Origin of the sequence: Ruegeria sp. HU-ET01832 (assembly GCF_040371315.1) — a bacterium.
Taxonomy (GTDB): Bacteria; Pseudomonadota; Alphaproteobacteria; order Rhodobacterales; family Rhodobacteraceae; genus Ruegeria; species Ruegeria lacuscaerulensis_A.
On the sequence record NZ_BAABWL010000001.1, the window covers coordinates 327,441 to 352,292 of the forward strand.

General features: G+C 58.2%; 20 protein-coding genes. 11 read left to right on the forward strand and 9 right to left on the reverse strand.

Annotation, left to right across the window (positions count from 1 at the left end):
• The first annotated feature begins 18 nt into the window (after positions 1-18).
• Complete coding sequence (locus ABWV79_RS01650) at positions 19-696, forward strand: DUF502 domain-containing protein (protein ID WP_170354323.1); 678 nt, start codon at positions 19-21, stop codon at positions 694-696.
• Here ABWV79_RS01650 and ABWV79_RS01655 read toward each other — a convergent pair whose 3' ends face one another.
• Both ABWV79_RS01655 and ABWV79_RS01660 read right to left on the reverse strand, forming a co-directional pair.
• Positions 697-1,722, reverse strand: coding sequence for a patatin-like phospholipase family protein (locus ABWV79_RS01655; protein WP_170354324.1), 1,026 nt, complete (start codon positions 1,720-1,722; stop codon positions 697-699).
• A gap of 15 nt (positions 1,723-1,737) precedes the next feature.
• Positions 1,738-2,511 carry a 3-hydroxybutyrate dehydrogenase gene (locus ABWV79_RS01660; protein WP_353390042.1) on the reverse strand — a complete coding sequence of 258 codons (774 nt, stop codon included), beginning with the start codon at positions 2,509-2,511 and terminating at the stop codon, positions 1,738-1,740.
• Positions 2,512-2,803: 292 nt separating this feature from the next.
• Here ABWV79_RS01660 and ABWV79_RS01665 point away from each other — a divergent pair, with 292 nt between their 5' ends.
• Together ABWV79_RS01665 and ABWV79_RS01670 are read left to right on the forward strand one after the other, a co-directional pair.
• Positions 2,804-4,618 (forward strand): extracellular solute-binding protein, encoded by a 1,815-nt coding sequence (locus ABWV79_RS01665; protein WP_353390045.1) that lies wholly within the window; start codon positions 2,804-2,806, stop codon positions 4,616-4,618.
• Positions 4,619-5,086: 468 nt separating this feature from the next.
• A complete protein-coding gene (locus ABWV79_RS01670; protein WP_170354327.1) occupies positions 5,087-5,323 on the forward strand; it encodes a hypothetical protein in 237 nt (78 codons plus the stop codon).
• On the opposite strand, the gene ABWV79_RS01675 is transcribed toward ABWV79_RS01670, so the two are convergent.
• Positions 5,312-5,935 carry a helix-turn-helix domain-containing protein gene (locus tag ABWV79_RS01675; RefSeq protein WP_170354328.1) on the reverse strand — a complete coding sequence of 208 codons (624 nt, stop codon included), beginning with the start codon at positions 5,933-5,935 and terminating at the stop codon, positions 5,312-5,314. The two genes, ABWV79_RS01670 and ABWV79_RS01675, sit on opposite strands and share 12 nt — an antisense overlap.
• A 65-nt stretch (positions 5,936-6,000) precedes the next feature.
• Here ABWV79_RS01675 and ABWV79_RS01680 point away from each other — a divergent pair, with 65 nt between their 5' ends.
• The 4 genes from ABWV79_RS01680 to ABWV79_RS01695 all read left to right on the forward strand — a co-directional run bounded on the left by ABWV79_RS01680 (position 6,001) and on the right by ABWV79_RS01695 (position 11,173).
• Positions 6,001-7,518: a class I adenylate-forming enzyme family protein gene (locus ABWV79_RS01680; RefSeq protein WP_353390048.1), complete on the forward strand. Its 1,518-nt coding sequence runs from the start codon at positions 6,001-6,003 to the stop codon at positions 7,516-7,518.
• On the forward strand, positions 7,515-8,174 hold the full coding sequence (locus ABWV79_RS01685; protein WP_353390051.1) for a DsbA family oxidoreductase: 660 nt from the start codon (positions 7,515-7,517) through the stop codon (positions 8,172-8,174). The genes ABWV79_RS01680 and ABWV79_RS01685 overlap by 4 nt, the downstream gene beginning before the upstream one ends.
• A 75-nt stretch (positions 8,175-8,249) precedes the next feature.
• The gene (locus tag ABWV79_RS01690; RefSeq protein ID WP_353390054.1) at positions 8,250-9,458 is read left to right on the forward strand and encodes a multidrug effflux MFS transporter; all 1,209 of its coding nucleotides are present in this window, start codon (positions 8,250-8,252) and stop codon (positions 9,456-9,458) included.
• 56 nt (positions 9,459-9,514) lie between these two features.
• Positions 9,515-11,173 (forward strand): tetratricopeptide repeat protein, encoded by a 1,659-nt coding sequence (locus ABWV79_RS01695; protein WP_353390057.1) that lies wholly within the window; start codon positions 9,515-9,517, stop codon positions 11,171-11,173.
• A gap of 136 nt (positions 11,174-11,309) precedes the next feature.
• On the opposite strand, the gene mfd is transcribed toward ABWV79_RS01695, so the two are convergent.
• Complete coding sequence (gene mfd, locus ABWV79_RS01700) at positions 11,310-14,768, reverse strand: transcription-repair coupling factor (protein ID WP_353390060.1); 3,459 nt, start codon at positions 14,766-14,768, stop codon at positions 11,310-11,312.
• Positions 14,769-14,789: 21 nt separating this feature from the next.
• Positions 14,790-15,314, reverse strand: coding sequence for a component of SufBCD complex (locus tag ABWV79_RS01705; RefSeq protein ID WP_209194497.1), 525 nt, complete (start codon positions 15,312-15,314; stop codon positions 14,790-14,792).
• Positions 15,315-15,434: 120 nt separating this feature from the next.
• On the opposite strand from ABWV79_RS01705, the gene hemB reads away from it, so the two are divergent.
• From hemB to ABWV79_RS01725, 4 genes are all read left to right on the forward strand, one after another.
• Positions 15,435-16,433, forward strand: a complete 999-nt coding sequence (gene hemB / locus ABWV79_RS01710; protein ID WP_353390064.1) for a porphobilinogen synthase — start codon at positions 15,435-15,437, stop codon at positions 16,431-16,433.
• Between the two features lie 139 nt (positions 16,434-16,572).
• Positions 16,573-17,145 (forward strand): lipid-binding SYLF domain-containing protein, encoded by a 573-nt coding sequence (locus tag ABWV79_RS01715; protein ID WP_170354336.1) that lies wholly within the window; start codon positions 16,573-16,575, stop codon positions 17,143-17,145.
• Between the two features lie 169 nt (positions 17,146-17,314).
• Positions 17,315-19,777 (forward strand): penicillin acylase family protein, encoded by a 2,463-nt coding sequence (locus ABWV79_RS01720; RefSeq protein ID WP_353390067.1) that lies wholly within the window; start codon positions 17,315-17,317, stop codon positions 19,775-19,777.
• Between the two features lie 109 nt (positions 19,778-19,886).
• Positions 19,887-20,282, forward strand: coding sequence for an SgcJ/EcaC family oxidoreductase (locus ABWV79_RS01725; RefSeq protein WP_353390070.1), 396 nt, complete (start codon positions 19,887-19,889; stop codon positions 20,280-20,282).
• A gap of 3 nt (positions 20,283-20,285) precedes the next feature.
• Here ABWV79_RS01725 and hflX read toward each other — a convergent pair whose 3' ends face one another.
• From hflX to trkA, 4 genes are all read right to left on the reverse strand, one after another.
• Complete coding sequence (gene hflX, locus ABWV79_RS01730; RefSeq protein WP_170752843.1) at positions 20,286-21,557, reverse strand: GTPase HflX; 1,272 nt, start codon at positions 21,555-21,557, stop codon at positions 20,286-20,288.
• Complete coding sequence (hfq, locus tag ABWV79_RS01735; RefSeq protein WP_005982826.1) at positions 21,557-21,796, reverse strand: RNA chaperone Hfq; 240 nt, start codon at positions 21,794-21,796, stop codon at positions 21,557-21,559. The genes hflX and hfq overlap by 1 nt, the downstream gene beginning before the upstream one ends.
• A gap of 126 nt (positions 21,797-21,922) precedes the next feature.
• On the reverse strand, positions 21,923-23,461 hold the full coding sequence (locus ABWV79_RS01740) for a TrkH family potassium uptake protein (RefSeq protein WP_170752841.1): 1,539 nt from the start codon (positions 23,459-23,461) through the stop codon (positions 21,923-21,925).
• Positions 23,461-24,837, reverse strand: coding sequence for a Trk system potassium transporter TrkA (gene trkA, locus ABWV79_RS01745; RefSeq protein WP_170724253.1), 1,377 nt, complete (start codon positions 24,835-24,837; stop codon positions 23,461-23,463). Before trkA ends, ABWV79_RS01740 begins: the two co-directional genes overlap by 1 nt.
• Positions 24,838-24,852 lie beyond the last annotated feature (15 nt).

The window sequence follows — 24,852 nt, forward strand, 5'->3', positions numbered from 1 at the left end:
AAATCACTCAGGACCGCAATGAACACGCCCTTTGACGAAGAACCTCACCGCCGACCGGGCCTGTTTTCCCGGCTGCGCGCGTCATTCTTGACGGGCATCGTTGTCATTGCGCCGGTTTGGCTGACCATCTGGCTGATCTGGTCCGTCGTGGGCTGGATCGACAGCGCGGTCCTGCCGCTGATCCCGCAAAAATTCCAGCCATCCGAATATGTTGGGGTCAACCTTCGCGGCGTGGGTGTGGTGATCTTCCTGATCTTCACGGTTCTGGTCGGCTGGATCGCCAAAGGCATTCTGGGCCGCTCGCTGATCCATTTCGCCGAAAGCCTTGTGAACCGGATGCCTGTGGTGCGGTCGGTCTATTCAGGGATCAAGCAGATTTCAGAGACGGTCTTTGCCCAGACTGAACGCTCGTTCGAGAAAGCCTGCCTGATCCAATATCCCCGCCGGGGCATCTGGGCGATTGGCTTCGTCTCGACCACGGCCCGGGGCGAGGTCAACGATCGCGCCGAGACCGGCGGCAACTTGCTGAGCATTTTTGTCCCAACCACGCCTAACCCGACCTCGGGCTTTTTGCTGTTCTTCCCCGAAGAGGATGTGATCCTGTTGGACATGTCAATCGAGGACGCCGCCAAACTGGTGATCTCAGCCGGGCTGGTTTATCCGAATGATAAAGACCCGACCCAGCCGCCAGAGTGATCAGCTAAACATTTCGGGCAGGTTTACAGTACTTTTCTGACCCAGATCACCCTTGTGATCGGTCAGAAAACGATCAGCTGCCCTGCGCCCGGCCTCTTTCAATTTGTGCAGGATCACCGGGTTCGGCACCGTCTTGGTCGCCACCGACAGATCGTTCATCAAATCGTCATCGGCAATCATATGCACCAACACGCGGCTCATCTCACCCGCCTGCAGCTTGCCCTCGGCCAGCAGGCGCTGCACGAAACTGATCGCGCGCAGCTCTCGGAAAAGGGATGAGTTGAAGCTGATCTCATTGACCCGGTTCTGGATTTGCTGTGGGGTCTTGGGCACCTCGTCGCGCTCCAGCGGGTTGATATTCACGATCACTACGTCATCTGGCAGGTCTTTATTGAACAAAGGATACAGCGCCGGGTTGCCGGTGTATCCCCCATCCCAATAGGCTTCGGTCCGGCCTGATTTGGGATCAAAGATTTCAACCGCCTGAAACAGCGTCGGCAAACAGGCCGAGGCCAAAATCGCGTCGGTTGAAATCTCATCCCCCGTAAAAACACGAATCTTGCCGCTGCGCACGCAGGTCGCGCAAACGTGCAGGCGCGGGCCTTCATCCGCACAGACCTGATCGAAATTGAATCGGTCGACCACCGGCTCCAGCGGATTGCGGTAGAACGGGCCGTAGGCATAGGGCGAAACCAGCCGCGACCACGCATCGCCCACGGAAAAGGGCAGCGAATATTCCATCGCCTGCGCGACCTGAGCGGGTTCAATCGCTTGCATCCAGTTGGCCAACCGCATGTCGCCCACAGCGCCCATCCGCTCCCATAGTCCGTTCAGGTTGGCACGCGCCCCGTCGCGCCCATCACGCACCATGCCAGACTTGAACGCCGCCCCGTTCAGCGCCCCGGCCGAGGTTCCGGTGATCGCCGCAACCTCGATATCCTCTTCATCCAGAATCCGATCCAACACGCCCCAGGTAAACGCCCCGTGCGCGCCACCGCCTTGCAAAGCCAGATTGATGCGTTTCACCGAAAAACTCCTGACTCAGAGCGCGGTCCAGCCGCCATCCACAGAAATCGTCGTCCCCGTGATCTGCGCCGCCGCGTCCGAGCATAGGAATTGCACCGTTCCGCCAAGCTGTTCGACCGTCGCAAACTCTTTGGATGGCTGGCGCTGCAACATGACGTTTTTGATGACGTCCTCTCGGCTCATGTTGTATTCCTTCATCGTATCAGGGATTTGCGCCTCGACCAGAGGCGTCAGCACATAGCCCGGACAGACAGCGTTGCAGGTGATCGGCTCCTGCGCCGTCTCCAAGGCAACCGTCTTGGTCATACCCACAACCCCATGCTTGGCCGCCACATAGGCCGCTTTGAAAGGCGAGGCCGTCAGGCCATGAGCCGAGGCGATATTGACCACACGCCCCCACCCGGCCTGCCGCATCATCGGCAGCGCCGCAGCAGTTGTATGAAAGGCCGAGTTCATATTGATCGCGATGATTGCGTCCCACTTGTCGACCGGGAACTGATCAATCGGCGCGACGTGCTGAATACCGGCATTGTTGACCAGAATATCGCAGGCCCCGGCATGCTCGATCAGGGCGCGGCACTCATCACCTTTGGACATATCAGCTTGAATGTAGCGCGCCTTTGTACCGGTCTCTTTTGAAATCTCTTCGGCTAGGGCATGGTCTTCATCCCTGTCGGTGAACGAGTTCAAGACCACATTCGCCCCGGCCTTGGCCAGCTCGCGCGCGACGCCAAGTCCGATACCAGAATTCGACCCCGTGATAATCGCCGTTTTTCCCGTCAGGCTCATGCCGCCTCTCCCTTGCAAATCACTTTGGGCGCACAGTGCCATGCTGCACCTGCAAAGGGAACGGGAAACATCGAAGCTTAGTTTCAGACATGCATACCGCCCAAAAAAAACGCCCGCACGAAGCGGGCGTTAAGTTATTGAGGCAGGTTTCATACAGGCAAGAAACCTATCGAGCAGTGCACCCTTTATAAGCAATTCCACGCCTTCGTCCAAGCTAAAAGTTTGATAATAAGAAAAATCATCGGTACGATGAATCCCAACAAAATAAGGCCAGAGCAGGATTGTTTCCAAAATGAGCCCCGATTTTCTTCGTCCCGTTCGCCTTGTGATCACGGGAATCACCATTGTTTTTGCCGCTGCGTCAGGCAATGCAGAATCGGCCCATGGCATAGCTATGTACGGCGACCCGGCACTACCACCGGATTTTGTGTCTTTGCCCTATGCAAATCCAGACGCGCCCAAAGGCGGCAAAGTCGTTTTCGGGAATACCGGCGGCTATAACAGTTTGAACCCGTTTGTGCAAAAAGGGACCTCCCCTTGGCAATTGCGATTTTGGACCCATGAAAGCCTGATGGGACGTTCTTGGGACGAACCTTTCACTCTTTACGGGTTGTTAGCCGAATCAGTCGACACTGCGCCGGACCGCTCTTGGGTCGAATTTACGCTGCGCGAAGACGCTCGCTTCTCGGATGGAACATCGGTCACGATAGACGATGTCATCTGGTCGTATGAGATATTGGGAACTGAAGGTCATCTGCGCTATCGCGGCTTGTGGGGCAAAATAGACAGTATCGAACAGACCGGCCCCCGCTCTGTCAGGATCACCTTCAATGAACCCGATCGCGAATTGGCCCTGATCGCCGGTCTGAGACCTATCCTTCAAAAAGCGCAGTGGGAGGGAAAGGATTTCGCGAATGCCCCGTTGCAAGACATTCCCCTAGGTACCGGACCGTATTTGGTCGACAGCTATGAGGCTGGCCGCTACGTGAACCTGCGTCGCAATCCAGATTACTGGGGGGCAGATATTCCCTTCCGCCGCGGCACGATGAACTTGGATGAAATACGGATTGAGTTCTATGGCGACGGGACCGTCCTGTTCGAAGCCTTCAAGGCCGGAGAACTGACGGCCGTTCGCGAGTTCAACGCGGACAAGTGGGACACGCAATATACATTCCCAGCAATTCAGCGTGGAGATGTCATCAAGACCGAGATCCCCCACGGCAAGCCCTCAGGAATGACAGGGTTTGTGATAAATACACGCAAGGCGCTGTTTGACGATTGGCGTGTACGCGAGGCATTGATGCTGGCGTTCAACTTCGAGTTCATCAACGACACAATCACTGGCAGCGCCCAACCAAGGATCACTTCATATTTCTCAGGCTCGGAATTGGCCATGCAACCCGGCGCGGCGACGGGGCGGGTTGAGGAGCTTTTGCTGCAATTCGAGGAGGATTTGCTGCCAGGCACCCTTGAAGGGTATTCCCTTCCCGAAGGCGACGGATCCGCGCGCAACAGGGCCAATATCCGCAAAGCATCCCAATTGCTTGCCGAAGCTGGGTGGACCATTCAAAATGGAATGCTGCGCAACGCGGAAGGTAAGCCATTCACACTTAACGTCCTCTTGCAACAAGGCGACAGCGAGGGTGAGACCGCAATCGAAATCTATTCCCGCGCACTGGAACGCCTTGGGATTCAGGTCAACATCGAACAAGTCGACAGCGCTCAGTTCACTGGACGAACTGGCGATCTGGATTTCGACATGACCTTCTTCCGCCGAGCGCTGTCGTTGTCGCCCGGCAATGAACAACGCTTGTACTGGGGTAGTGACAATGCCGACTCGCAAGGAACACGCAACCTGATGGGGGTGGCGTCACCTGCTGTCGACGGGTTGATCGACGCTATGCTGGCATCAGAAAGTCGCGAGGACTTCGTAGCCGCCACACGGGCGTTGGATCGGGTTCTGACCGCTGGCCGTTATGTCATTCCAATTTGGAACTTCGATGTCGGGCGTATTGCGCATGCCAAAGAGTTGAAGCAGCCAGAGGTCCTGCCAATCTACGGCGACGGGCCGGAGTACATGCCTCAGGTTTGGTGGTACGAGCCCTAGCGGCTTTCAACTCTGGCACCTGAAGGTCAGAAAAGGCCCTCGGCGGAAATCAGCACAAACTGCAACATTCCCTACATGGTGTGTGTTGCAGACTGCCAGCCACCAAAAGCAGCGTATGCCTTTGGTTTTCATCATATTTACGACAATCGCAGAAATACCTTTACGAAATACATCTTTGCGTTGTAGCCTTTTGACAGAGATACGCTTTGCGCGGCCATAATATTCATTTGTTTTTAATACCATAACGTTCCACCTGCCGCGCGGCGCACAACAATCACGGACCAGCCTCCACTCACTCCAAACACCGGTCCGTCGGCCCGTTGCGGTTTGCCTGCAACGGGCTTTTTTGTATTGCGCCCAAAGCACCCTAAGGGTGCGACATTTTGTCATGCGACCCGCACAGCCCCCCCTTCGTAACCTATTGGAAGGCCGGGCAGCGATGGAACCTGAAAAACGGGATGCGAACAGATGTTGAACTGGACTGACCTGACGCAAGACTGGGATGCGATGTACGCGCGGGCAAAACGGCGTTTTCCGAACCTGCGCGAACAGGACAAGACGCAACTCAGCAAAGATCGCAAGGGATTTGAAGCCTATCTGGCCAAGCGCCACCACCTGACCGTAAATGAAGCTCGGGAAGAGCTGGAAGACTTCCTGTTCACCGAAGGACTGAACCGCGAGTTCAGCCGCGGGCTAGGCAAGTGACGTCACCCAAAGGATCATCGCGTCCTCATCACTGACAGATACGACGTTGTGCCCCATGCTGCCGTCGTAATAAGCGCTGTCGCCACGGCGCATTTCGACCGGTTCATAGAATTCCGTATACAGCCGCACTACCCCAGTCAGCACATACAGAAATTCTTCACCGTCATGACGCACCCAGCCGTCGAATTCATCCATTGACCGGGCACGAACGCGGGCGCGGTAAGGGAGCATCTGCTTCTTTGTCAGCGTTTCGGCCAGCAACTCATGCTCATAGGTCGTGGTCGGGTGTGCCGCGCCCTCGCCCATCCGCGTGACTGACATCCGCCCGATCACCTGTTCGCGCTGCGGAGGCGTGAACAGCTGAGGCACTGAAATCTCCAACCCGACAGCCAGTTTTTTCAGAGCGTCATAGGTAGGGGACATTTGCCCGTTCTCGATCTTGCTAAGCGTCGATCGCGCCAGCCCCGCTTGCGTGGCCGCCTGTTCCAGCGTCCAACTGCGCGCCTTGCGTAATTCGCGCACACGGGCACCCAGGTCCAGCGGCTCTAGTTCCGTGTGTTCTCCGGTTTCGCGCGCGATGCGGATCAGCGATGTCTGGTCTTCTTTGCTCATGCGTCATTCTATAGGGGCAGGCTGTCCCGCTTGCAACGCGGCAGTCGTCACGTTAGCCAAGGCCCATGCTGTCTGTGTTTGATCAAGGCCCTCCCCCACCCTGTCCCGCGCCCTTCAATCTGGCGGCCCATGTGTTGCGTCATGCAGATCGTCTGGCGGAAAAGACGGCCTTGTCCGTCATCGGCGAAGATGATCCTCAGGACTGGACCTATGCCGAGCTCAAACAGGCTATTCTGGGAACAGGGGCCGGGCTGCTTCAGGCCGGGTTGCATCCCGGCGATATCGCGTTGATGCGCCTTGGGAATACTGTTGATTTCCCCATCGCCTATCTTGGAGCAATCGCAGTTGGGATTGTACCCGTTCCTACTTCGTCGCAGCTGACTGCGCCCGAGACGGCGAAGATCATTCAAGATCTGAACCCCACCGCTGTGCTCCGAGACCCCTCGGTCGCATGCACGGATCACCCAATGCAGATCACCCTGCCAGACCTTGCCGCGATGCGGAACCTACCGCCCGCTGCGTTCCAGATGGGGGACCCCGAGCGTATGGCCTATGTGGTCTATACGTCTGGTACTTCCGGCAAACCGCGTGCCGTGGCGCATGCGCATCGTGCGATCTGGGCGCGACAAATGATGGTCGACGGCTGGTATGGGCTGCGCGAGGATGACCGACTTTGTCATGCGGGTGCATTTAACTGGACCTACACCTTGGGCACGGGGCTAATGGACCCCTGGACTATCGGAGCGACCGCGTTGATCCCCGACCCCGGCACCGAGCTTACCTCACTGCCAAATGTGATACGCGACCACAGGGTCTCGATCTTCGCAGCCGCGCCGGGCGTATTCCGCAAGATTGTCGCGTCGACTGGTACTTTGCATTTGCCCGAATTGCGCCACGGCTTATGCGCAGGCGAAAAGCTGTCGCAAACTTTGCACCAGCATTGGCTGCGCGCCACAGGGACTGAGCTGTTCGAAGCCTACGGAATGTCTGAATGCTCGACCTTCATCTCGTCCAGCCCCAACCATCCGGCACGGGGTGAGGCGCTGGGACAACCGCAACCCGGTCGCCGCGTGGCGATCCTGGGCCCGGATGGTCCGGTCCCGCAGGGTCAGGAAGGCACCATCGCCATTCACCGGGATGATCCGGGTTTGATGCTGACCTATCTGAACGCCCCGGACGAGGCACAGGCCCGGATGCAGGGTGACTGGTTTCTGACCGGCGATCAGGGCGCCATGGCCATAGACGGCCAGATCACCTATCTCGGGCGCGATGACGACATGATGAACGCGGGCGGCTATCGCGTGTCGCCTGTCGAGGTTGAGGCCGTGTTGTCCCAGCTTCCCGGCATCACACAGGTCGGCGCTGCCGCAGTCGAGGTCAAACAGGACACGTTCCTGATAGCAGCCTTCTACACCGGGCCGGAAAAACTGGACGAGACGGTCCTGCGCACCTATGTGGAGGCCAACCTGGCGCGGTACAAACAACCTCGCGCCTTCATCCACCTGCCCGAGCTTCCGACTGGCGGCAACGGAAAACTCCTGCGCCGGGCGCTTCCGGCCTATTTCAAGGCGAGCCAACCATGACCCAGACCGTCAAGCTTGATATCATGTCCGATCCGATCTGCCCGTGGTGTTACATCGGCAAGACCCACCTGGACAAGGCATTGGCCGCGATCCCTGATCATCCGTTCGTTATCGAATGGCACCCTTTCCAACTGAACCCCGACATGCCCGATGCCGGTATGGACCGCCGCGAGTACCTCGAACGCAAGTTCGGTGGCAAAGAGGGCGCGGTGCGCGCTTATGCGCCGGTGGTGGAACACGCCGAAAACGCGGGTCTGAAAATCGACTTTGAAGGGATGAAGCGCACCCCCAACACGCTGGACGCACATCGCCTAATTCACTGGGCCGGAATCGAAGGCAAACAGACCCAGGCCGTGGACGCCCTGTTTGATGCCTATTTCGTGCAGACCCGTGACATTGGCGACCACGAGGTTCTGGCCGATATCGCAGATACAATCGGCATGGACGCAGCTGTCGTTCTTAAACTGCTGAATTCAGACGCGGACCGGGAAGATATCAGCAACCGCGACAGCCACTCGCGTCAGATGGGAGTGAACTCGGTCCCCACCTTTATCGTGGCCAACCAGCATGCTGTTCCCGGTGCGCAACCGCCCGAGATGTGGGAACGTGTAATCGCTGACATCATGTCTCAACTTGAGGCTTCCTCTGCAAATTAGCACAGCCCCCTGTGCATCGACATGGCTGGCGCCCCCTGACCGTGCGTGATAGCGCGAACAGGTCAGGAGGGCCCAATGGCGCATCGTATGTCACGCGGAGAGTTTGTCGCGCTTGTCGCAATGATGTTTGCGACGATCGCCTTTTCCATCGACTCGATCCTGCCTGCGCTGCCTGATATCGGTGCGCAGTTCAGCCCTGATGACATCAACAAGGCGCAACTGATCCTGACCTCGTTTGTGTTGGGAATGGGGATCGGCACGTTCTTCACTGGCCCGTTGTCAGACGCGTTTGGCCGCAAACCCGTAATCTATGTGGGCTCGGCGCTTTACATTGTGTCTGCGGCAGTGGCTTGGGCCAGCTCGTCGCTTGAGATATTACTCATCGCCCGCATTTTTCAGGGAATGGGCTGTTCTGCCCCGCGCGTGGTTGCGATGGCCATCATCCGCGACCTCTATTCCGGGCGTGAAATGGCGCGCATCGTCTCTATCGCTATGATGATCTTTACTCTGGTCCCTGCGATTGCTCCGATGATGGGCGCTGGTGTCATCGCTTTGACGGGATGGCGCGGCATTTTCGTATGCTTCATGCTGTTTTCGCTGATCACCATCGTCTGGATGGGCCAACGCCTTCCCGAGTCTCTGACACCCGAGAACCGCCGCCCCCTGCGCTTTCCGCTGATGCTGGATGCGGCGCGTCAGATGTTCGCCCATCCCTCGGTCCGCGTGTCGATTTTGGTTCAGACCCTGTGCCTTGGAATGCTGTTCACGATGCTGACAATGGTTCAGCAGGTCTATGGCGAGATCCACGACAGCGCCCATAGCTTCCCATTTTGGTTTGGCTTCGTCGCGCTGATGTCCGGCTCGGCCAGCCTGTTAAATGCGGCGCTGGTGGTACGGTTGGGAATGCGGCGCATTGTGACCTGGGTATTGGGCGGTCAGTTCCTTTTTACTTCATCTGTACTGCTGCTGAATTCATTCGACCTGTCGGCCAACCTCTCCTTCGCGCTGTTCGTCAGTTGGCAAACGGCGGTGTTTTTCATGGCCGGAATGACTATGGGTAACCTCAACGCCATCGCGATGGAGCCGATGGGCCACATCGCTGGCATGGCGGCCTCGGTCATCGGCGCGGTCTCAACTGTTCTGGCAGCCGTCATTGCCGGTTCGATCGGGTTGCTGTTCGATGGGTCAATTCTGCCGCTGGGCGCTGGCATTCTGACCATGAGCACACTGGGTTTCGTCCTGATGTTGCATATGGGGCGGATCGAAAACCGACTGCCTGCCTGATCTGTGCAAGACTTTGAAATCGCGCTAGGCTTCTCCCAACCCGAGGGGAGACTCCGATGAGCGAATATTACGATTTGGGCACGTATTCCTGCCCGGTCACCACCACCTCACCCGAGGCACAGCTGTGGTTCGACCGAGGACTAAACTGGACCTACGGCTATAACCATGACGAAGCGGTCGTTTGCTTTCAAAAGGCCGCCGATGCCGACCCCGACTGTGCGATGGCTTATTGGGGGATCGCTTATGCGGCAGGGCCAAATTACAACCTGCCCTGGGATTTGCGCGATGATCGAGGGCAGAAAAAGGCGCTGGCGCTGGCCTATGACGCGACCCAGCAAGCGGTTGCTTTAGCAGACAGTGGGTCACCAGTCGAGCAAGCCCTGATCCACGCCCTGCCCGCGCGATATCCTCGGCGCGATCCGATCCCCGACATGCATGTCTGGGACCACAACTTCGCCGACGCTATGCGCCACGCTTTTGCCGCACAGCCCGATCATCTGGACCTGCGAACGATCTATGTCGAGGCGCTTCTGAACCTGACCCCCTGGCAAATGTGGGACTTGAAAACCGGCCATCCCGCCAAAGGTGCCGCCACGATCGAAGCGCAAAAGGCGTTAGAAGACGCCATGGCCAATGATCCCGCCGCCATGTCCCATCCCGGGCTTCTGCATCTCTATGTGCATCTGATGGAGATGTCTCCGACCCCTGAAAAAGCCCTGAAAGCGGGCGATGTCCTGCGCACTCTGGTCCCTGATGCGGGTCATCTGGTGCATATGCCCACCCATATAGACGTACTATGCGGCCACTATCACAATGTGGTTCATTGGAACGAAAAGGCCATCGAGGCCGACTTAAAGTATTATGAACGCGAAGGCGCGTTCAATATCTACACAGGCTACCGTCAGCACGACTACCACTTCGTCATCTACGGCGCGCTGTTTCTGGGGCAGATGGAACCTGCCCTGCGCGCCAATCAGGGCCTTTGGGACACCACACCCGAAGACATGCTGCGCATCGAAAGCCCGCCCATGGCCGATTACTTCGAAAGCTATATGTCCATGGGCCCCCATATCCTGATCCGCTTTGGTCGATGGGATGAGGCCAAAGCGCTGGAGCTGCCCTCGGACCCCGACTTATATCGCACACTGACTGCGACCACGCATTACGCCCGCGCGATTGCCTATGCCGCGACCGGAGACGTGGCCGAGGCCGAAACCGAAGAACAACTCTTTCTATCAGCCAAAGCCCGCGTCCCCGAAACTCGTCTGATGCACAACAACCGTGTTGTAGACCTGCTGGAGATCGCCCGAGAAATGCTGCGGGGTGAGATCGAATACCGAAAGGAAAACTACGACACGGCCTATGCCCACCTGCGCCGCTCGGTCGAATTGGACGACAACTTGCCCTATGACGAGCCGTGGGGCTGGATGCAGCCCACCCGCCATGCGCTCGGCGCTCTTTTGTTCGAACAGGGCCACGTGACTGAAGCCGAGGCAGTCTATCGCGAAGACCTTGGCCTTGGCGGCACACTCAGCCGCGCGTCGATCCACCCGGACAACGTCTGGAGCCTCAAGGGCCTACACGATTGCCTCAAGGCGCGGAATGAAACGGTCGAAATCCAACAGATCAGACAACGGTTGGACCTTGCCTTGGCTCAGGCTGAACGGGCAGTCGCAGCCTCGTGTTTCTGCGCCCAAGCCGCGATGCGCAGTTGATTCGCGCTGACGCGCGATGCCTCCGGCGGAGGTATTTTTAGCCAGATGAAGCTGGGATCCCTTGTTCATCTGGCCCGAAATACCTCGGGGGAGTCGCGCGGCACGCGCGGCGGGGGCAGCGCCCCCTGCATCGGCATCAGCCTGCTTTGGCCTTCTTTTTCTGGGCGATGACTTTCTCGGCCAGATCACGAGCGATGGCAAAAGCCCCTTTGATCTTGTCACCATCATTCTTCCAGTCGCGCCGCACAACGATCTTGTTGTCCTTTACTTTGGCCATGCCGCGCTGGTTTTGAATGAACTCAACCAGCCCTTGCGGAGACGCAAACTTGTCGTTGTGGAACTGAATGGTCGCGCCCTTCGGCCCCCCGTCCAGCTTGGCGATACCTGCGCGTTTGCACATGGCTTTGATGCGGACGACCAGCATCAGAGTGTTCACTTCTTTGGGCAGCTTGCCGAACCGGTCGATCAACTCGGCCGCAAAGCCCTCTAGCTCAACTTTGGTCGACAGCGAGGACAAGCGACGGTAAAGACCCAAACGCACATCCAGATCGGGTACGTAGTCTTCCGGGATCAGGACGGGAACGCCCAGATTGATCTGCGGCGCCCATTGGTCATCGCTGTCGGACAGCCCTTCCATCTCTCCGGATTTGATCTTGGCAATCGCCTCTTCCAGCATGGACTGGTAGAGTTCATAGCCCACGTCGCGCATCTGACCCGATTGCTCCTCGCCCAGCAGGTTGCCAGCGCCACGAATGTCCAGATCCTGTGAGGCCAGCGTGAACCCGGCCCCCAGCGTATCCAGCGAGCCCAGAACGCGCAGGCGTTTCTCGGCCGTGGCGGTCAGTTTCTTACGCGGTTTGGTCGTCAGGTAGGCATAGGCGCGGGTTTTTGAACGCCCCACCCGGCCGCGAATTTGATAGAGTTGTGACAGGCCGAACATATCCGCCCGATGCACGACCATCGTGTTTGCGGTCGGAATATCCAGCCCGCTTTCCACAATCGTAGTCGCCAGCAGCACATCGTATTTACCGTCGTAGAAAGCGTTCATCCGGTCATCAAGTTCCCCCGCCGCCATCTGACCGTGGGCGACAACATAGGTCAGTTCAGGCAGTTGCTCTTTCAGGAACTCTTCGATCTCGGGCAGGTCCGAGATACGCGGGACAACGTAGAAACTCTGCCCGCCACGGTAATGTTCGCGCAGCAGGGCCTCGCGGATGGTGACCGCGTCGAACTCGCTGACATAGGTGCGGATGGCCAGACGGTCGATGGGCGGCGTACCTATGATCGACAGGTCGCGCACACCAGTCAGAGACAGTTGTAGCGTGCGCGGGATCGGCGTCGCGGTCAGGGTCAGGACGTGGATGTCGCTGCGCAACTGTTTCAGGCGCTCTTTGTGGCCGACGCCGAAATGCTGCTCTTCGTCGATGATCAGCAGGCCCAGATTGTTGAACCGGATGCCCTTGGCAAGCAGTGCGTGGGTGCCGATCACGATATCCACTGTGCCACGCGCCAGGCCATCGCGGGTTAGTTGCGCCTCTTTGGTCGAGACAAAGCGCGACAGTTGCCGAACTTCCAACGGGAAGCCTCGGAAGCGTTCTTTGAACGAAGCCGCGTGCTGGCGCGCCAGCAGCGTGGTCGGTGCGATCACCGCCACCTGCACGCCGGACATGGCGGCGACAAAGGCGGCGCGCATGGCGACCTCGGTCTTGCCAAAGCCCACGTCGCCGCAGATCAGGCGATCCATCGGCGCGCCAGAGTGCATGTCCTCCATCACCTCGGAAATCGCCCGCAACTGGTCGTCGGTTTCCTGATAGGGGAAGCGCGCGCTGAACTCCTCCCACGCGTGGGGCGGTGGGTCCATGACCGGGGCTTTCCGCAACGCGCGCTCGGCGGCGATGCGGATCAGCTTGTCCGCCATCTCGCGGATGCGCTCTTTCAGCTTGGCCTTTTTCGCCTGCCACGCGCCGCCGCCGAGACGGTCCAGCAGACCTTCGTCATGGCCGTATTTCGACAGCAGTTCGATGTTTTCGACCGGCAGGTACAGTTTCGATTGCTCTGCATATTCCAACAGCAGGCATTCATGGGCGGCGCCGGCGGCGGTGACGACCTCCATCCCCTGATAGCGGCCGATGCCGTGATCCACATGTACCACCAGATCACCGGGGGTCAGGGATTGGGTCTCGGTCAGGAAGTTCTCAGCCTTGCGGCGTTTCTTGGGCTGGCGGATCAGGCGATCGCCCAGCACGTCCTGTTCGGCGATGACTGTCAAATCGGGGGTCTCAAACCCATGCTCCAGCGCCCAGACGGCCAGATGTAAGCCCCGTTTGCCGACGCGGGTGCCATCGGTGACTGGGATCGCCTCGGCCAGACCTTCGTCTTCGATCAAACCGGTCAGACGTTCTCGGGCGCCTTCGGAATAAGACGCAATCAGCACCGGGCCTTTGGCCATCTTGTCGGTGATATGCGCGGCCAAAGCGCCAAACAGGCTGATGCTTTCCTGCTGCCGTTCGGGTGCAAAGTTGCGTCCGATCCGCCCGCCTGCGTCGATCACGCCCGGCCCGCTGGCCTTAGGTAAAGGGCTGAATTGCATCACCCGACGATCGCCGACCGCAGCCTCCCACGCGGCATCGTCCAGATAGAGCAGACCCGGCGGGGTCGGCTTGTAGACCGTGTCCATGCGGGATCGGTTGGCTAGTGCCAGTTTTCGGGTTTCATACTGATCGGCAATCGTATCCCACCGCGCCAGACGCGCGGGTGTGACCTGATCATCGACGGTGATCGATGCTTCGGGAAGGTAGTCGAACAGCGTCTCCAGTTTTTCGTGGAAGAAGGGCAGCCAGTGTTCGATGCCTTGATGTTTGCGCCCTGCGCTGACTGCCTCGTACAGGGGATCATCGGTGCCCGCCGCGCCGAACTCGATACGATAGTTCTGGCGGAAGCGCGTGATGGCGGCATCGTCCAGAATGACCTCGGACACCGGGGCCAGCTCCACCACCTCCAGCTTTTCGGTGGTGCGTTGCGAGGCGGGATCGAACCGGCGCGCGCCGTCCAGAACGTCTCCGAACAGGTCCAGCCGCACCGGGCCGGACTCGCCCGGAGGGAAGATGTCGATGATGCCGCCGCGAATGGCATAGTCGCCGGGTTCCATCACCGTGGGGCTTTGGGTGAAACCCATGCGGACAAGGAAGTTGCGCAGCGCGGCCTCATCCACGCGGTGATCGACGCGGGCGGTAAACGCGGCCTCGCGCAGAACCTCGCGCGCGGGCACGCGTTGGGTCGCTGCATTCAGCGTGGTCAGCAGCACAAACCGATCGGGCATCTGATGCACCAAGGCGGCCAGCGTTGCCACGCGGGCGGCGGCGATATCGGCATTGGGCGAGACGCGGTCATAGGGCAGACAATCCCAGCCCGGAAATACAAAGACCGGCATATCGGGCGCAAAGAACGCCAACGCGGCGCGCATCGCTTCAAGCCGTTTGTCATCACGCGCCACATGGCATACCGGTCCGCCCGAGCGGGTGATCTCATTCAGGACAAGCTGTGCGTCAAACCCTTCGGGGGCGCCGCCAACCGTGACATGGTTCGGAGCCTTCATCGCCTAACCTTTCCGAATTCTCTATCCCAGAACGCCGATGGAAAAGTTCTGATACATACCCCAGAGCGAGGTGATCAAGATCGAAATCATTCCGACAATCTGCGTATAAATCCTGCATCTGGTCAGTATTTTGGCAACCGGTTCAAGGCCAACCTCGGTTCGTTGCAACTTACGAGCCGCCGAGATGTTGATCAGCATGACCAAACCGACCGGAAACAACAACAAGAATACCGCCTGTGCAAGTTCAATCCCGTAATAAAAGCCAAGCGTAGCCAGACCTGTGAAAAAGAAACAGCCAAACGCCAGAATAACCAGTCCCGAAACCTCGACGATGTAAATCAGCCGATTAACGTTAATCCGAACGATATCCAACAGATCCTGCTCGGCCTGACCTCCGTTGCGACGGGCGCGCGAAACGAGATCAAACGGAACCCCCATCGCCCAGTGGCTAGCCGAAGACCAAAGCACCGCCAGCACGATCCAATACCACAGATTGGAAAAGCTGCGCATGTCAATGACTTCAAAGATCGAAGAGTATAAGTTCACGCATCGGCCCCTTGTTCACTGTCACCAGGGACCCTCTTCGCACCGGCGCGTCCATCGTTACCCTTGAGACTACGCGGAATTCATGCCACCCAATGCGGGAATATTCAAGGAGAGTGCGACATGAAACCCACCATCGCCCCCTATCCCCAGACCCGCTTTCGCAGGGCCCGTCAATCGCCAGCTATACGCGGGTTGGTGCGCGAGAATACTCTGACCACGGATGATCTGATCTGGCCGGTCTTTGTCCGCGATGGAGAGGGTGTGGAAGAGCACGTGCCATCGATGCCCGGCGTCGTCCGCCGCTCGGTCGATTTGATCGCAAAGGCCGCTGTTGAGGCGCAGGCGCTTGGAATCCCGGCAATCTGCATCTTTCCTTACACCGATCCCGGCCTGAAAACCGAGGACTGTGCCGAAGCCTGGAACCCTGACAATCTGTCCAACCGGGCAATACGGGCCATCAAGGCAGCGGCGCCTGATATCGCAGTGATGACCGACGTGGCGCTGGACCCCTACAACATCAATGGCCATGACGGCTATGTCGTAGATGGCGAGATTGTGAATGACCAGACCGTCGAGGCATTGGTCAAAATGACACTCGCGCAGGCCGAATCCGGAGCAGACATCATCGGCCCTTCGGACATGATGGATGGTCGGATCGGGGCTATGCGTCAGGCCTTGGAAGCGGCAGGGCACCATAACGTGATGATCCTGAGCTATGCTGCCAAATACGCCAGCGCCTTTTATGGTCCGTTCCGCGATGCGGTGGGTGCCTCAGGCGCGCTGACTGGGGACAAAAAGACCTATCAGATGGACCCGGCAAACTCAGACGAGGCCCTGCGGTTGATTGAGCGCGACCTGACCGAAGGCGCGGATATGGTGATGATCAAACCCGGGATGCCCTATCTGGACATCTGCCGCCGAGTAAAAGACACCTTCGGGGCACCGACCTATGCCTATCAGGTCTCGGGTGAATACGCGATGGTTCAGGCCGCGGCGCAGAACGGTTGGATCGACGGGGAAAAAGTGATGCTGGAAAGCCTGCTTGCATTCAAACGCGCGGGCTGCGACGGCATACTGACTTATTTCGCACCCGCGGTCGCTAAGCTGTTGCAAGGTTAAAAGACATATTGTCGCGAATTTTCGCCGATTGTGATCGGTACGGGGCCAGCTTTCCCGTGACACGCAGAATCAATCGGCGTATCCTTGCAGATAAGATCGGGAACACCCGACAATTCAGGCAGTTATACAGAGAAAAAACATGAGCAGTTCCAACTCCCCCCGACTAAGCCGTCGTGGCTTTGCCATTGGCATGGCTGGCCTGACCCTGACTGCCGCTTGCGGCAACGGTGTCGGCAATTCGAACGCAGCCACGATTGATGCGCGTGTCGATGCGACCTTGACCGAAATGTACGCGCGCTACCCCAACACGGTTGAGATCGCCGAAAAAGCCAACGGCATGCTGGTCATGCCGCTGATAACCGAAGCCGGATTTGTATTTGGTGGCGGATATGGCCGCGGCGCACTACGTATCAACGGCGCCACTGTCGATTACTACTCGGCAGTCAAAGGCACCGCCGGGTTGCAGATCGGGGCGCAGCAATATGCACATGTCCTGTTCTTCATGACGCAAGACGCGCTAAATGATTTCCGCCGTTCCAGCGGTTGGACCGCTGGGGCCGATATCGGCTATGTGGTCAGCGATCAGGGCGATAGCCTTTCGACCGACACAACAACACTGCGTTCACCCGTGTTGGCTGCTGTATTTGGCCAAGCCGGCCTGCAGATTGGCGCCACCGTAGAAGGCACGAAATACACACGGATCATTCCGTAAGACCCGAACCGGAGACCCCCGGTTTCGCCCCGCCCTGACCCCGGTCAGCGGCGGGGTTAGCGTTTCGTAACGGCGCAGTGGAACAAACTGCCCGCGCTGCTCTTTCGGTTCGCGATGGGTTCCTTTACTCTTGCGCCATTCGACGGATGAACAGGAAATTGGACCGCAGATGGCTATAGTATTTCGCTGGCTGGTGCGTATCGCATCGGGCCTCGTTTTGTTAACTTTGGCCGCTGTCCTGCTGTTGTATTTTCTGGCCAGTCAATCCTTGCCGGAATATGATCAGACGGTCGAAGTTCAGGGCCTGACAGCCCCGGTCGAGATCGTCCGCGACACCGCAAATGTTCCTCATATATTGGGTGCGACTGACCCGGATGTGTTCTTTGGGCTGGGCTATGCGCATGCTCAGGACCGGCTTTGGCAGATGACCGTTCTGCGCAGAACCGCACAGGGGCGTTTATCCGAGGTTTTTGGCGCACGCACCGTTCACATCGACAAACTGTTGCGCAGACTGGACCTGTACGGGCTGGCCCATCGCTCGGTCACGGTTCAGGACGACTATACCAAAGCAGCCCTGCGGGGTTATGCCTCGGGGGTAAACGCACGTCTAGCCGAGATCAACGAAAGCGCGTTGGGTCGCGGCGCACCCGAGATGTTCCTGTTCAACGCGCCGGTCTCTCCTTGGCAACCCGGCGACAGCCTAGCGGTCATCAAGCTGATGGCATTGCAACTGTCCGGACATCTTGAGGATGAGGTGCTGCGGGCGCGCACATCGCTAATGCTGAACGATGCCGAAAGACTGGCTGATATTTTACCCGATGTTCCGGGGTCGGGGATCGCAGCCCTACCCGAATACGCAGCTTTGTTTCCCGGCGTTCCCCGCTACGCGGCGGGAACCCCAAGGCCCGATACCCCGTTATCCCCATTTCCCAAGCGCGGACTGGCCGGAGCCTCCAACGCCTGGAGCGCCGCACCTTCACGTTCGGCCATCGGGGGCACCTTGCTGGCCAATGACCCGCATCTGGGCTTTACAGCGCCAGGCATTTGGTATCTGGCCCGTCTGCAACTGGCCAAGGGTGGCGTGATCGGTGCAAGTATCCCCGGCGTTCCGGCAATCATGACCGGGCGCAGCGATCGTCTGGGATGGGGGCTGACATCGTCCTATCTGGACGACCAAGACATACATATCGAACAGCTCAACCCCGACAACCCTGAAGAATACCTGACGCCTGACGGTTTCAAACAGTTCCGCAGCCGTCCATCGATCATAGAGATAAAGGACGAAGCGCCCATTACACTGACCTTGCGCTGGACAGAGAACGGACCTGTCCTGCCCGGTAGTGACTTTGACTTGGGAACCATCACGCCTCCGGGGCATGTAACGTCGTTGTCGTGGACTGCGCTCAGCGCGCAGGACACCTCGATGTCTGCTTCAATGGCGCTGATGAATGCGGACACAGTGCGACAGGCGATTGACACGGCCGAGCTTTTCATTGCTCCGTCCCAGAACCTTTCGCTGGTCGATACGGATACCATTGGTATGAAACTGATCGGTGCGATGCCCCGCCGCGACCTGCGAAACCAAAGCCGGGGACGCATTCCGACACCAGGTTGGCTGAACGAGAACCGCTGGCAGGGACGTCTGCCCTATGGCGATAACCCCGAATTCGTGGCCCCTGCAGGCGGTATCCTGGGTAATACCAACAACAAGGTCATCAACCGCCCATTTCCGAGACATGTGTCGTATGAATGGGGCGATACCCAACGCATTCACAGATGGGAAAGGCTGATGCAATCGCGCGAGGTCCATACGCGCGACAGCTTTATCGAGGCACAGCTGGACACCGTAAGCTTCACTGCCCGGTCCCTGTTGCCGCTGATCGGGGCCGATTTGTGGTTCACTGGAGCTTCGGCCCCCGAAGGTACACCAGAACGGCAACGTCAGATTGCACTTAATTTGCTGGCCGAGTGGAATGGCGAGATGAACGAACATCTGCCTGAACCTTTGATCTATGCGGCGTGGCTGCGGGCGCTTCAGATCCGTTTGATCTCGGACGAATTGGGGCCGATTGCGGCAGAGTTTAAACATGTCGAGCCGCTGTTCATCGAACGGGTCTATCGGGACATTGATGGCGCGGCGGTCTGGTGCGACGTTCGGCAAAGCGCACCAACGGAAACATGTAGTGATATGGCCCGCCTTGCACTGGATGATGCGCTGATCTGGATCACCGAGAAATACGGCGGCGCGCTGCAATCCTTACGCTGGGGCGATGCGCATCAGGCGACCCATGATCACCCGGTTCTGGGCTCGGTCCCGGTTCTGCGGTTCTTCGTCAATATCCGCCAATCCACCAGCGGCGGCGACAATACTTTGCTACGCGGGCGCACCTCGGGCGAAGGGCCGGACCCGTTCCAGAACGTTCATGGTGCAGGATATCGGGGCGTCTATGATTTTGCCGACCCCGACAGTTCGGTCTTTATAACGGCAACCGGTCAGTCGGGTCATTTTCTATCCCGCTATTATGATGACCAAGCCCAACTGTGGCGCCGCGGAGAGTATATTCCGATGTCGCTGGACCTTGATCTCGCCCGCGCGGCTGCGGTCGGCGTTACCAACCTGATCCCGCGCTAATTTCCCCTGTTCGGCAAGACCTTGCCCCTTTTTTTCAGCTTACGTGGACGAAAGCGGTGGTTTTGCCGTACCCTCCCCTAAGGCAAAGACATTTGGTTTGGGGGTATTTATGGCCAGCATTCGGGATAGGTTGAACAATCTCGCGCGCGATTATGCGATTGCCTGGAGTTCCGGCAACCCTGACGAAGTGGCGCGGTTTTACGCTCCTGACGGGCAAATCACGATAAACCGAGGAGAGCCGATTGTCGGACGGGCCGCAGTTGCTGAAATGGCGCGCGGGTTCTACGCAGACTTTCCTGACCTCGAGGTGCGCTGCGACATGATGCGATGGGCAGGTAGTCACGCCATCTTTGTTTGGACATTGGAGGGTCATCACGCGCAAACCGGCAACCATGTCATCACCCGCGGCTGGGAAGAGTGGGAATTGACCGAGGACCACAAGGTGAAAACTTCGCTGGGATGGTTCGACACCGACGATTATCAACGCCAGATCGACGGGAAATAACGCCTAAAGCGCTGCGAATTGCGCGGCTTGCTTGTCCGTCCATAGAACGGTCAGTTCGAAACCATCCTCGGTCTGTTTTTCGGCCCGAACCACGTCCTGACGGAACAACCATGCCCGCTTGTCACCCTCTGCATAGCCCAGCAACAGCGTCGTTTCGTGTCGAACGCCTTGAAGCTTGGTTGCGATGTCGGCCAGAAGCGGGTCAACCCCTTCTCCTGTGACCGCCGAAATCGCGTAAACCTCAGGGTCACGATCCGCACGGGCAACAGCCGCTTCGCGTTCTTCGGGGTTCAACAGATCGATCTTGTTCCAAACTTCCAGACGCGGGCGGTTATCCTCGACCCCAAGAGAGGTCAGGATGGTTTCGACATCCTGCGCCTGTGCTTCAGTCTCTTCATGGCTGATGTCGCGGACATGGACGACGATATCGGCACCCAGAACTTCCTCTAACGTGGCGCGAAAGGCAGCCACCAACTCGGTCGGCAGGTTCGAGATAAAGCCCACCGTATCCGACAGGATCACCTCGGGACCATCAGGCAGTTCGACCCGGCGCATAGTTGGATCAAGCGTGGCAAACAGCATGTCCTTGGCCATCACTTCGGCACCGGTCAGACGGTTGAACAAAGTGGACTTGCCCGCGTTTGTATAACCCACCAGCGCCACAATCGGATATGGCACCTTGGCACGAGCCGCACGATGCAGTGTGCGGGTTTTGACAACTTTCTGCAATTGCCGCCGCAAGCGAACAAGTTGTTCGTCAATGGCGCGCCGGTCGGCTTCGATCTGCGTCTCGCCGGGGCCGCCGACAAAACCCAATCCGCCGCGCTGTCGTTCAAGGTGGGTCCAGGCGCGTACCAATCGTGTCCGTTGATAGCTGAGTGCGGCCATCTCGACCTGTAGAACACCTTCACGTGTCCGGGCGCGGTCGCTAAAAATCTCGAGGATCAGCCCCGTCCGGTCGAGGATTTTGACTTTCCACGCCTTTTCAAGGTTGCGCTGCTGGACAGGCGTCACCGGACCGTCGATCAGCACCAATTCGATCTTGTTGTCATGCAGCCGCTCGGCCAGTTCTTCGATCTTGCCACTGCCGAACAACAAACCGGCCTGCGCCCGCGGCAAGCGCACAATTTCTGACCCGACCACGTCAAGGTCGGGCAAAGCAGCGGCCAAAGCAACCGCTTCTGCCAGCGCCGGTTCGGGGACACGGCGCTGTTCATCTGACTTGATTTCCGGATGCAGCACCCAAGCGCGGGTGCGCGTCCTGTCATGTTCCATCAAGAGGCGTCTTCGCCCTCATACAGGTTGATCGGCTGTGATGGCATGATGGTCGAGATCGCATGCTTATAAACCAGCTGCGACTGTCCGTCGCGGCGCAACAACACGCAAAAGTTATCAAACCACGTGATCACACCTTGTAATTTCACACCATTGATCAGGAAAATTGTGACCGGGACCTTTGCCTTACGTACGTTGTTCAGGAACGCGTCCTGCAGATTCTGTCTGTCCGAAGCCATATTTTTATAAACTCGCCATTGTTCTTGCTACGCGCTGCGGACCAACGCGCTCCCTCTGGCAGAGTATGGAGTGTCGTTAACCGAGTTTCCAGATGAAAAATCAATCATTAACACGAGTGTTGATTCTCAGTCCCGCCACAAGGACGGTGTGATCAAGGCGATAATTGCCAGCGTCTCAAGCCGTCCAATCACCATGGCGGCGCACATTGTCAGCTTTGCGCCCCCCGATAGATCAACCAGTCTGATGGGCACGTCAGTCGCCAATTCGATCAGAGGGCCCGTAGTGCTGAGGGCGGCAACTGTCAAAACCATCGCCTGTTCGAACCCCGCGCCCATTGCTGCCAACAACATATTGAACAAGGCAGCCGTCAACGCGAACATCATCAGAAAGATCCACGCAATAAAGGCGCCGTCGCTTTGGATGCGCTTATTTCCGCCCCCGACCCCGCTAACAGAAGACGGGTAGATCAGCCTGTCGATCTCGCGCGCACCGTTCAGGTAAAGAGCAAACACACGCAGCAGTTTGACCCCTCCGGCTGTGGTCGCGACACCACCGCCAATCAGCGCGATTCCCAACAGAACAAGGCCCGGAGTCCCCAACCCCGACAGCTGTTGCGCATCGTTCCAGTTTGCACTTTCGAACCCAGCGGTGGTCAAAAAGGACAATACTGTGAAAACCATACCCCAGATTACACTGAGCGCTTGAACCGGCGTAAGTTGGTTGCCGATTTCATTCACTCCGGCCCAAACGCGGGTGAACAACAGTGCGGCGACAGCGACAACGATCATAAGGCCGATCCGGAACTCGGGGTCTTTGTCCAACCGCGAATACCCGGTTGTTGCCGTATCGGTGGAAAACGTCAGACGCGACAACGCGAAGAAAAGGAACAGAAAGATGATCGCCTCACCAGTGATCCCAGCCTGCGCTCCTTCCAATCCCCCGACCGGAGAGATACCCGACGTCGCCATCGTGGACATCGCATGACAGATCGCGGTCAGGCCGGTTTCGCCGGTTATCAGCAGCAACAAACAGATCACCAGCGTTAACCCAGCATAAACCGGGGTCAGCGTCCGGGTTACGCGGATGAGACGGCCACGCGGATCAACACGTTCACTTTGCGCCACGCCTGTCACAGGACGTCCCGGCTGACCACGCGCCGTAACCTCGAACCCGCCCAGCGACAACGGCGCAAGAATGGCCGCCGCCGAAATCCACATCAGCAACCCGCCCATCCAGCCTACTTGGGCCCGCCACAGATGCAGAGGGGCGCTCAACCGTTCAGGGTCAGGGAAGATATCCGCGCCCGTGGTAGTCAAGGCGCTGACCATGTCGAAATAAGCGTTCAGAAAAGTGGTGTTTCCAAGCGCATCATGCAAAGGAATCGCCAAAAACAACGGTAGAACGGTAAAACAGCCAAGAAGCACGGCCAATTGCCCAAGAGTTCCCCGGCGAGGAATACGATTGGATGAGGCCAACGCAATCGTGGCCACCACGAACAAACCCAGTAATCCAGAGTAGAAGAACGACCGCGAGGTATCGTGATCATTCAAAGCCAGCGCATAAGCCGCAGGTATCCACATCGACACCGCAGCAATGCCCCAGATCAGCAAGAACAACGGCAAGCGCCGCACCAGTCCGATCTGATGTGCAACAACCCGCGCCATCAGAAGAAATCAATCGAAACCTGCATCAAGCGCTCGACCTCTGGCACATCCTTGGCCATCGCAAAGATCGCGACCACGTCTTTTTCCTCGATACGCAGACTGCCCGAGGGACGCACCAACTCATCGCCCTTGCGGACCGCACCCACCAGAACACCTTCGGGGAAGTCAATGTCGCGCAGCCTTTGCCCGGCCATTGGAGAGGTCGAGAGGACTTCGGCCTCGATCACCTCGGCCTCGGCGTCCCCGATCGAATAGACCTGCCGCACCCGCCCGTGCCGGATATGGCGCAGGATCGAACTGACCGTTGTCGCGCGCGGGTTGATATATGCATCAATGCCAAGCGGACCCATCAGCGCGACCATGCTGGGGTCGTTGATCAAAGCAATCGCCAATGCGCATCCTTCAGCTTTGGCTCGCACGGCGGCCAGCATGTTGGCGCGGTCGTCATCCGTAACGGCCAGCATGGCATCCGCCCTTTCGATCCCGGCCTCACGCAGTAGCGCAGCGTCCAGACCATCGCCGTTAAGAACAATTGTCCGTTCCAATGCTTCGGCGGCTTGTTCTGCACAACTGCGGTCCCGCTCGATAATCTTGGCGCGGACACGACTTTCGCGTTCTTCCAATGTGCGCGCGACTTCCAGCCCGACATTGCCGCCTCCAACGATCACCACGCGATCCTGTTTCCTTTGCGCTTTGCCGAAAACCTCCATCGTGCGGTCCACGTCTTTGACATTGGCAAAGACATAGCATTCGTCACCAACGAACAGCTGATCTTCGGATTCCGGCGCAAACAACGTACCCTCGCGCCGCACCCCGACAACGATGGAACTGAGCGTCGAAAACAGATCCGTCAGCTGCCTCAGGGGCGTGTTCACGATCGGGCAATCCTCATCGATACGGATGCCCAAAAGCTGTGCCTTCTCATCCATGAACATCTCGGTATCGAATGCCGAAGGCGCCGAAAGGCGGCGCATGGCGGCAGCGGCCACCTCGCGCTCGGGACTGATTACGACGTCTATAGGCAGGTGATCCCGACGGTAGAGATCTGAGTGAATAGCTTGCAGGTAGGATTTTGACCGCAAACGCGCGATCTTGCGCTGAATTGAAAAAACGGAATGCGCCATCTGACAGGTGACCATGTTCACCTCGTCCGAATGCGTTGCCGCAATGATCATCTCGGCATCGCGCGCACCTGCCCGCTCCAAGACATCCGGGTAGCTGGCAAAGCCGGCAATGCCCTGAACGTCCAGCGTTTCAGTAGCCCTGCGGACAAGATCAGGGTTATTGTCCACTACCGTCACGTCGTTCAATTCGCCCGACAGATGCCGTGCAATCTGCCAGCCTACTTGGCCAGCGCCGCAAATGATGACCTTCATATCGTGGGCCCTTCT

Bases quoted from the DNA above. Each gene is read 5' to 3' on its own strand.
- ABWV79_RS01650 (WP_170354323.1), top strand. From the start codon at position 19: ATGAACACGCCCTTTGACGAAGAACCTCACCGCCGACCGGGCCTGTTT.
- ABWV79_RS01715 (WP_170354336.1), top strand. From the start codon at position 16,573: ATGAGCAGTTCCAACTCCCCCCGACTAAGCCGTCGTGGCTTTGCCATT.
- ABWV79_RS01675 (WP_170354328.1), bottom strand. From the start codon at position 5,935: ATGAGCAAAGAAGACCAGACATCGCTGATCCGCATCGCGCGCGAAACC.
- ABWV79_RS01725 (WP_353390070.1), top strand. From the start codon at position 19,887: ATGGCCAGCATTCGGGATAGGTTGAACAATCTCGCGCGCGATTATGCG.
- ABWV79_RS01665 (WP_353390045.1), top strand. From the start codon at position 2,804: ATGAGCCCCGATTTTCTTCGTCCCGTTCGCCTTGTGATCACGGGAATC.
- ABWV79_RS01720 (WP_353390067.1), top strand. From the start codon at position 17,315: ATGGCTATAGTATTTCGCTGGCTGGTGCGTATCGCATCGGGCCTCGTT.
- ABWV79_RS01680 (WP_353390048.1), top strand. From the start codon at position 6,001: ATGCTGTCTGTGTTTGATCAAGGCCCTCCCCCACCCTGTCCCGCGCCC.
- hflX (WP_170752843.1), bottom strand. From the start codon at position 21,557: ATGGAACATGACAGGACGCGCACCCGCGCTTGGGTGCTGCATCCGGAA.
- ABWV79_RS01685 (WP_353390051.1), top strand. From the start codon at position 7,515: ATGACCCAGACCGTCAAGCTTGATATCATGTCCGATCCGATCTGCCCG.
- trkA (WP_170724253.1), bottom strand. From the start codon at position 24,837: ATGAAGGTCATCATTTGCGGCGCTGGCCAAGTAGGCTGGCAGATTGCA.
- ABWV79_RS01740 (WP_170752841.1), bottom strand. From the start codon at position 23,461: ATGGCGCGGGTTGTTGCACATCAGATCGGACTGGTGCGGCGCTTGCCG.
- ABWV79_RS01690 (WP_353390054.1), top strand. From the start codon at position 8,250: ATGGCGCATCGTATGTCACGCGGAGAGTTTGTCGCGCTTGTCGCAATG.
- hfq (WP_005982826.1), bottom strand. From the start codon at position 21,796: ATGGCTTCGGACAGACAGAATCTGCAGGACGCGTTCCTGAACAACGTA.
- ABWV79_RS01670 (WP_170354327.1), top strand. From the start codon at position 5,087: ATGTTGAACTGGACTGACCTGACGCAAGACTGGGATGCGATGTACGCG.
- ABWV79_RS01695 (WP_353390057.1), top strand. From the start codon at position 9,515: ATGAGCGAATATTACGATTTGGGCACGTATTCCTGCCCGGTCACCACC.
- ABWV79_RS01660 (WP_353390042.1), bottom strand. From the start codon at position 2,511: ATGAGCCTGACGGGAAAAACGGCGATTATCACGGGGTCGAATTCTGGT.
- mfd (WP_353390060.1), bottom strand. From the start codon at position 14,768: ATGAAGGCTCCGAACCATGTCACGGTTGGCGGCGCCCCCGAAGGGTTT.
- hemB (WP_353390064.1), top strand. From the start codon at position 15,435: ATGAAACCCACCATCGCCCCCTATCCCCAGACCCGCTTTCGCAGGGCC.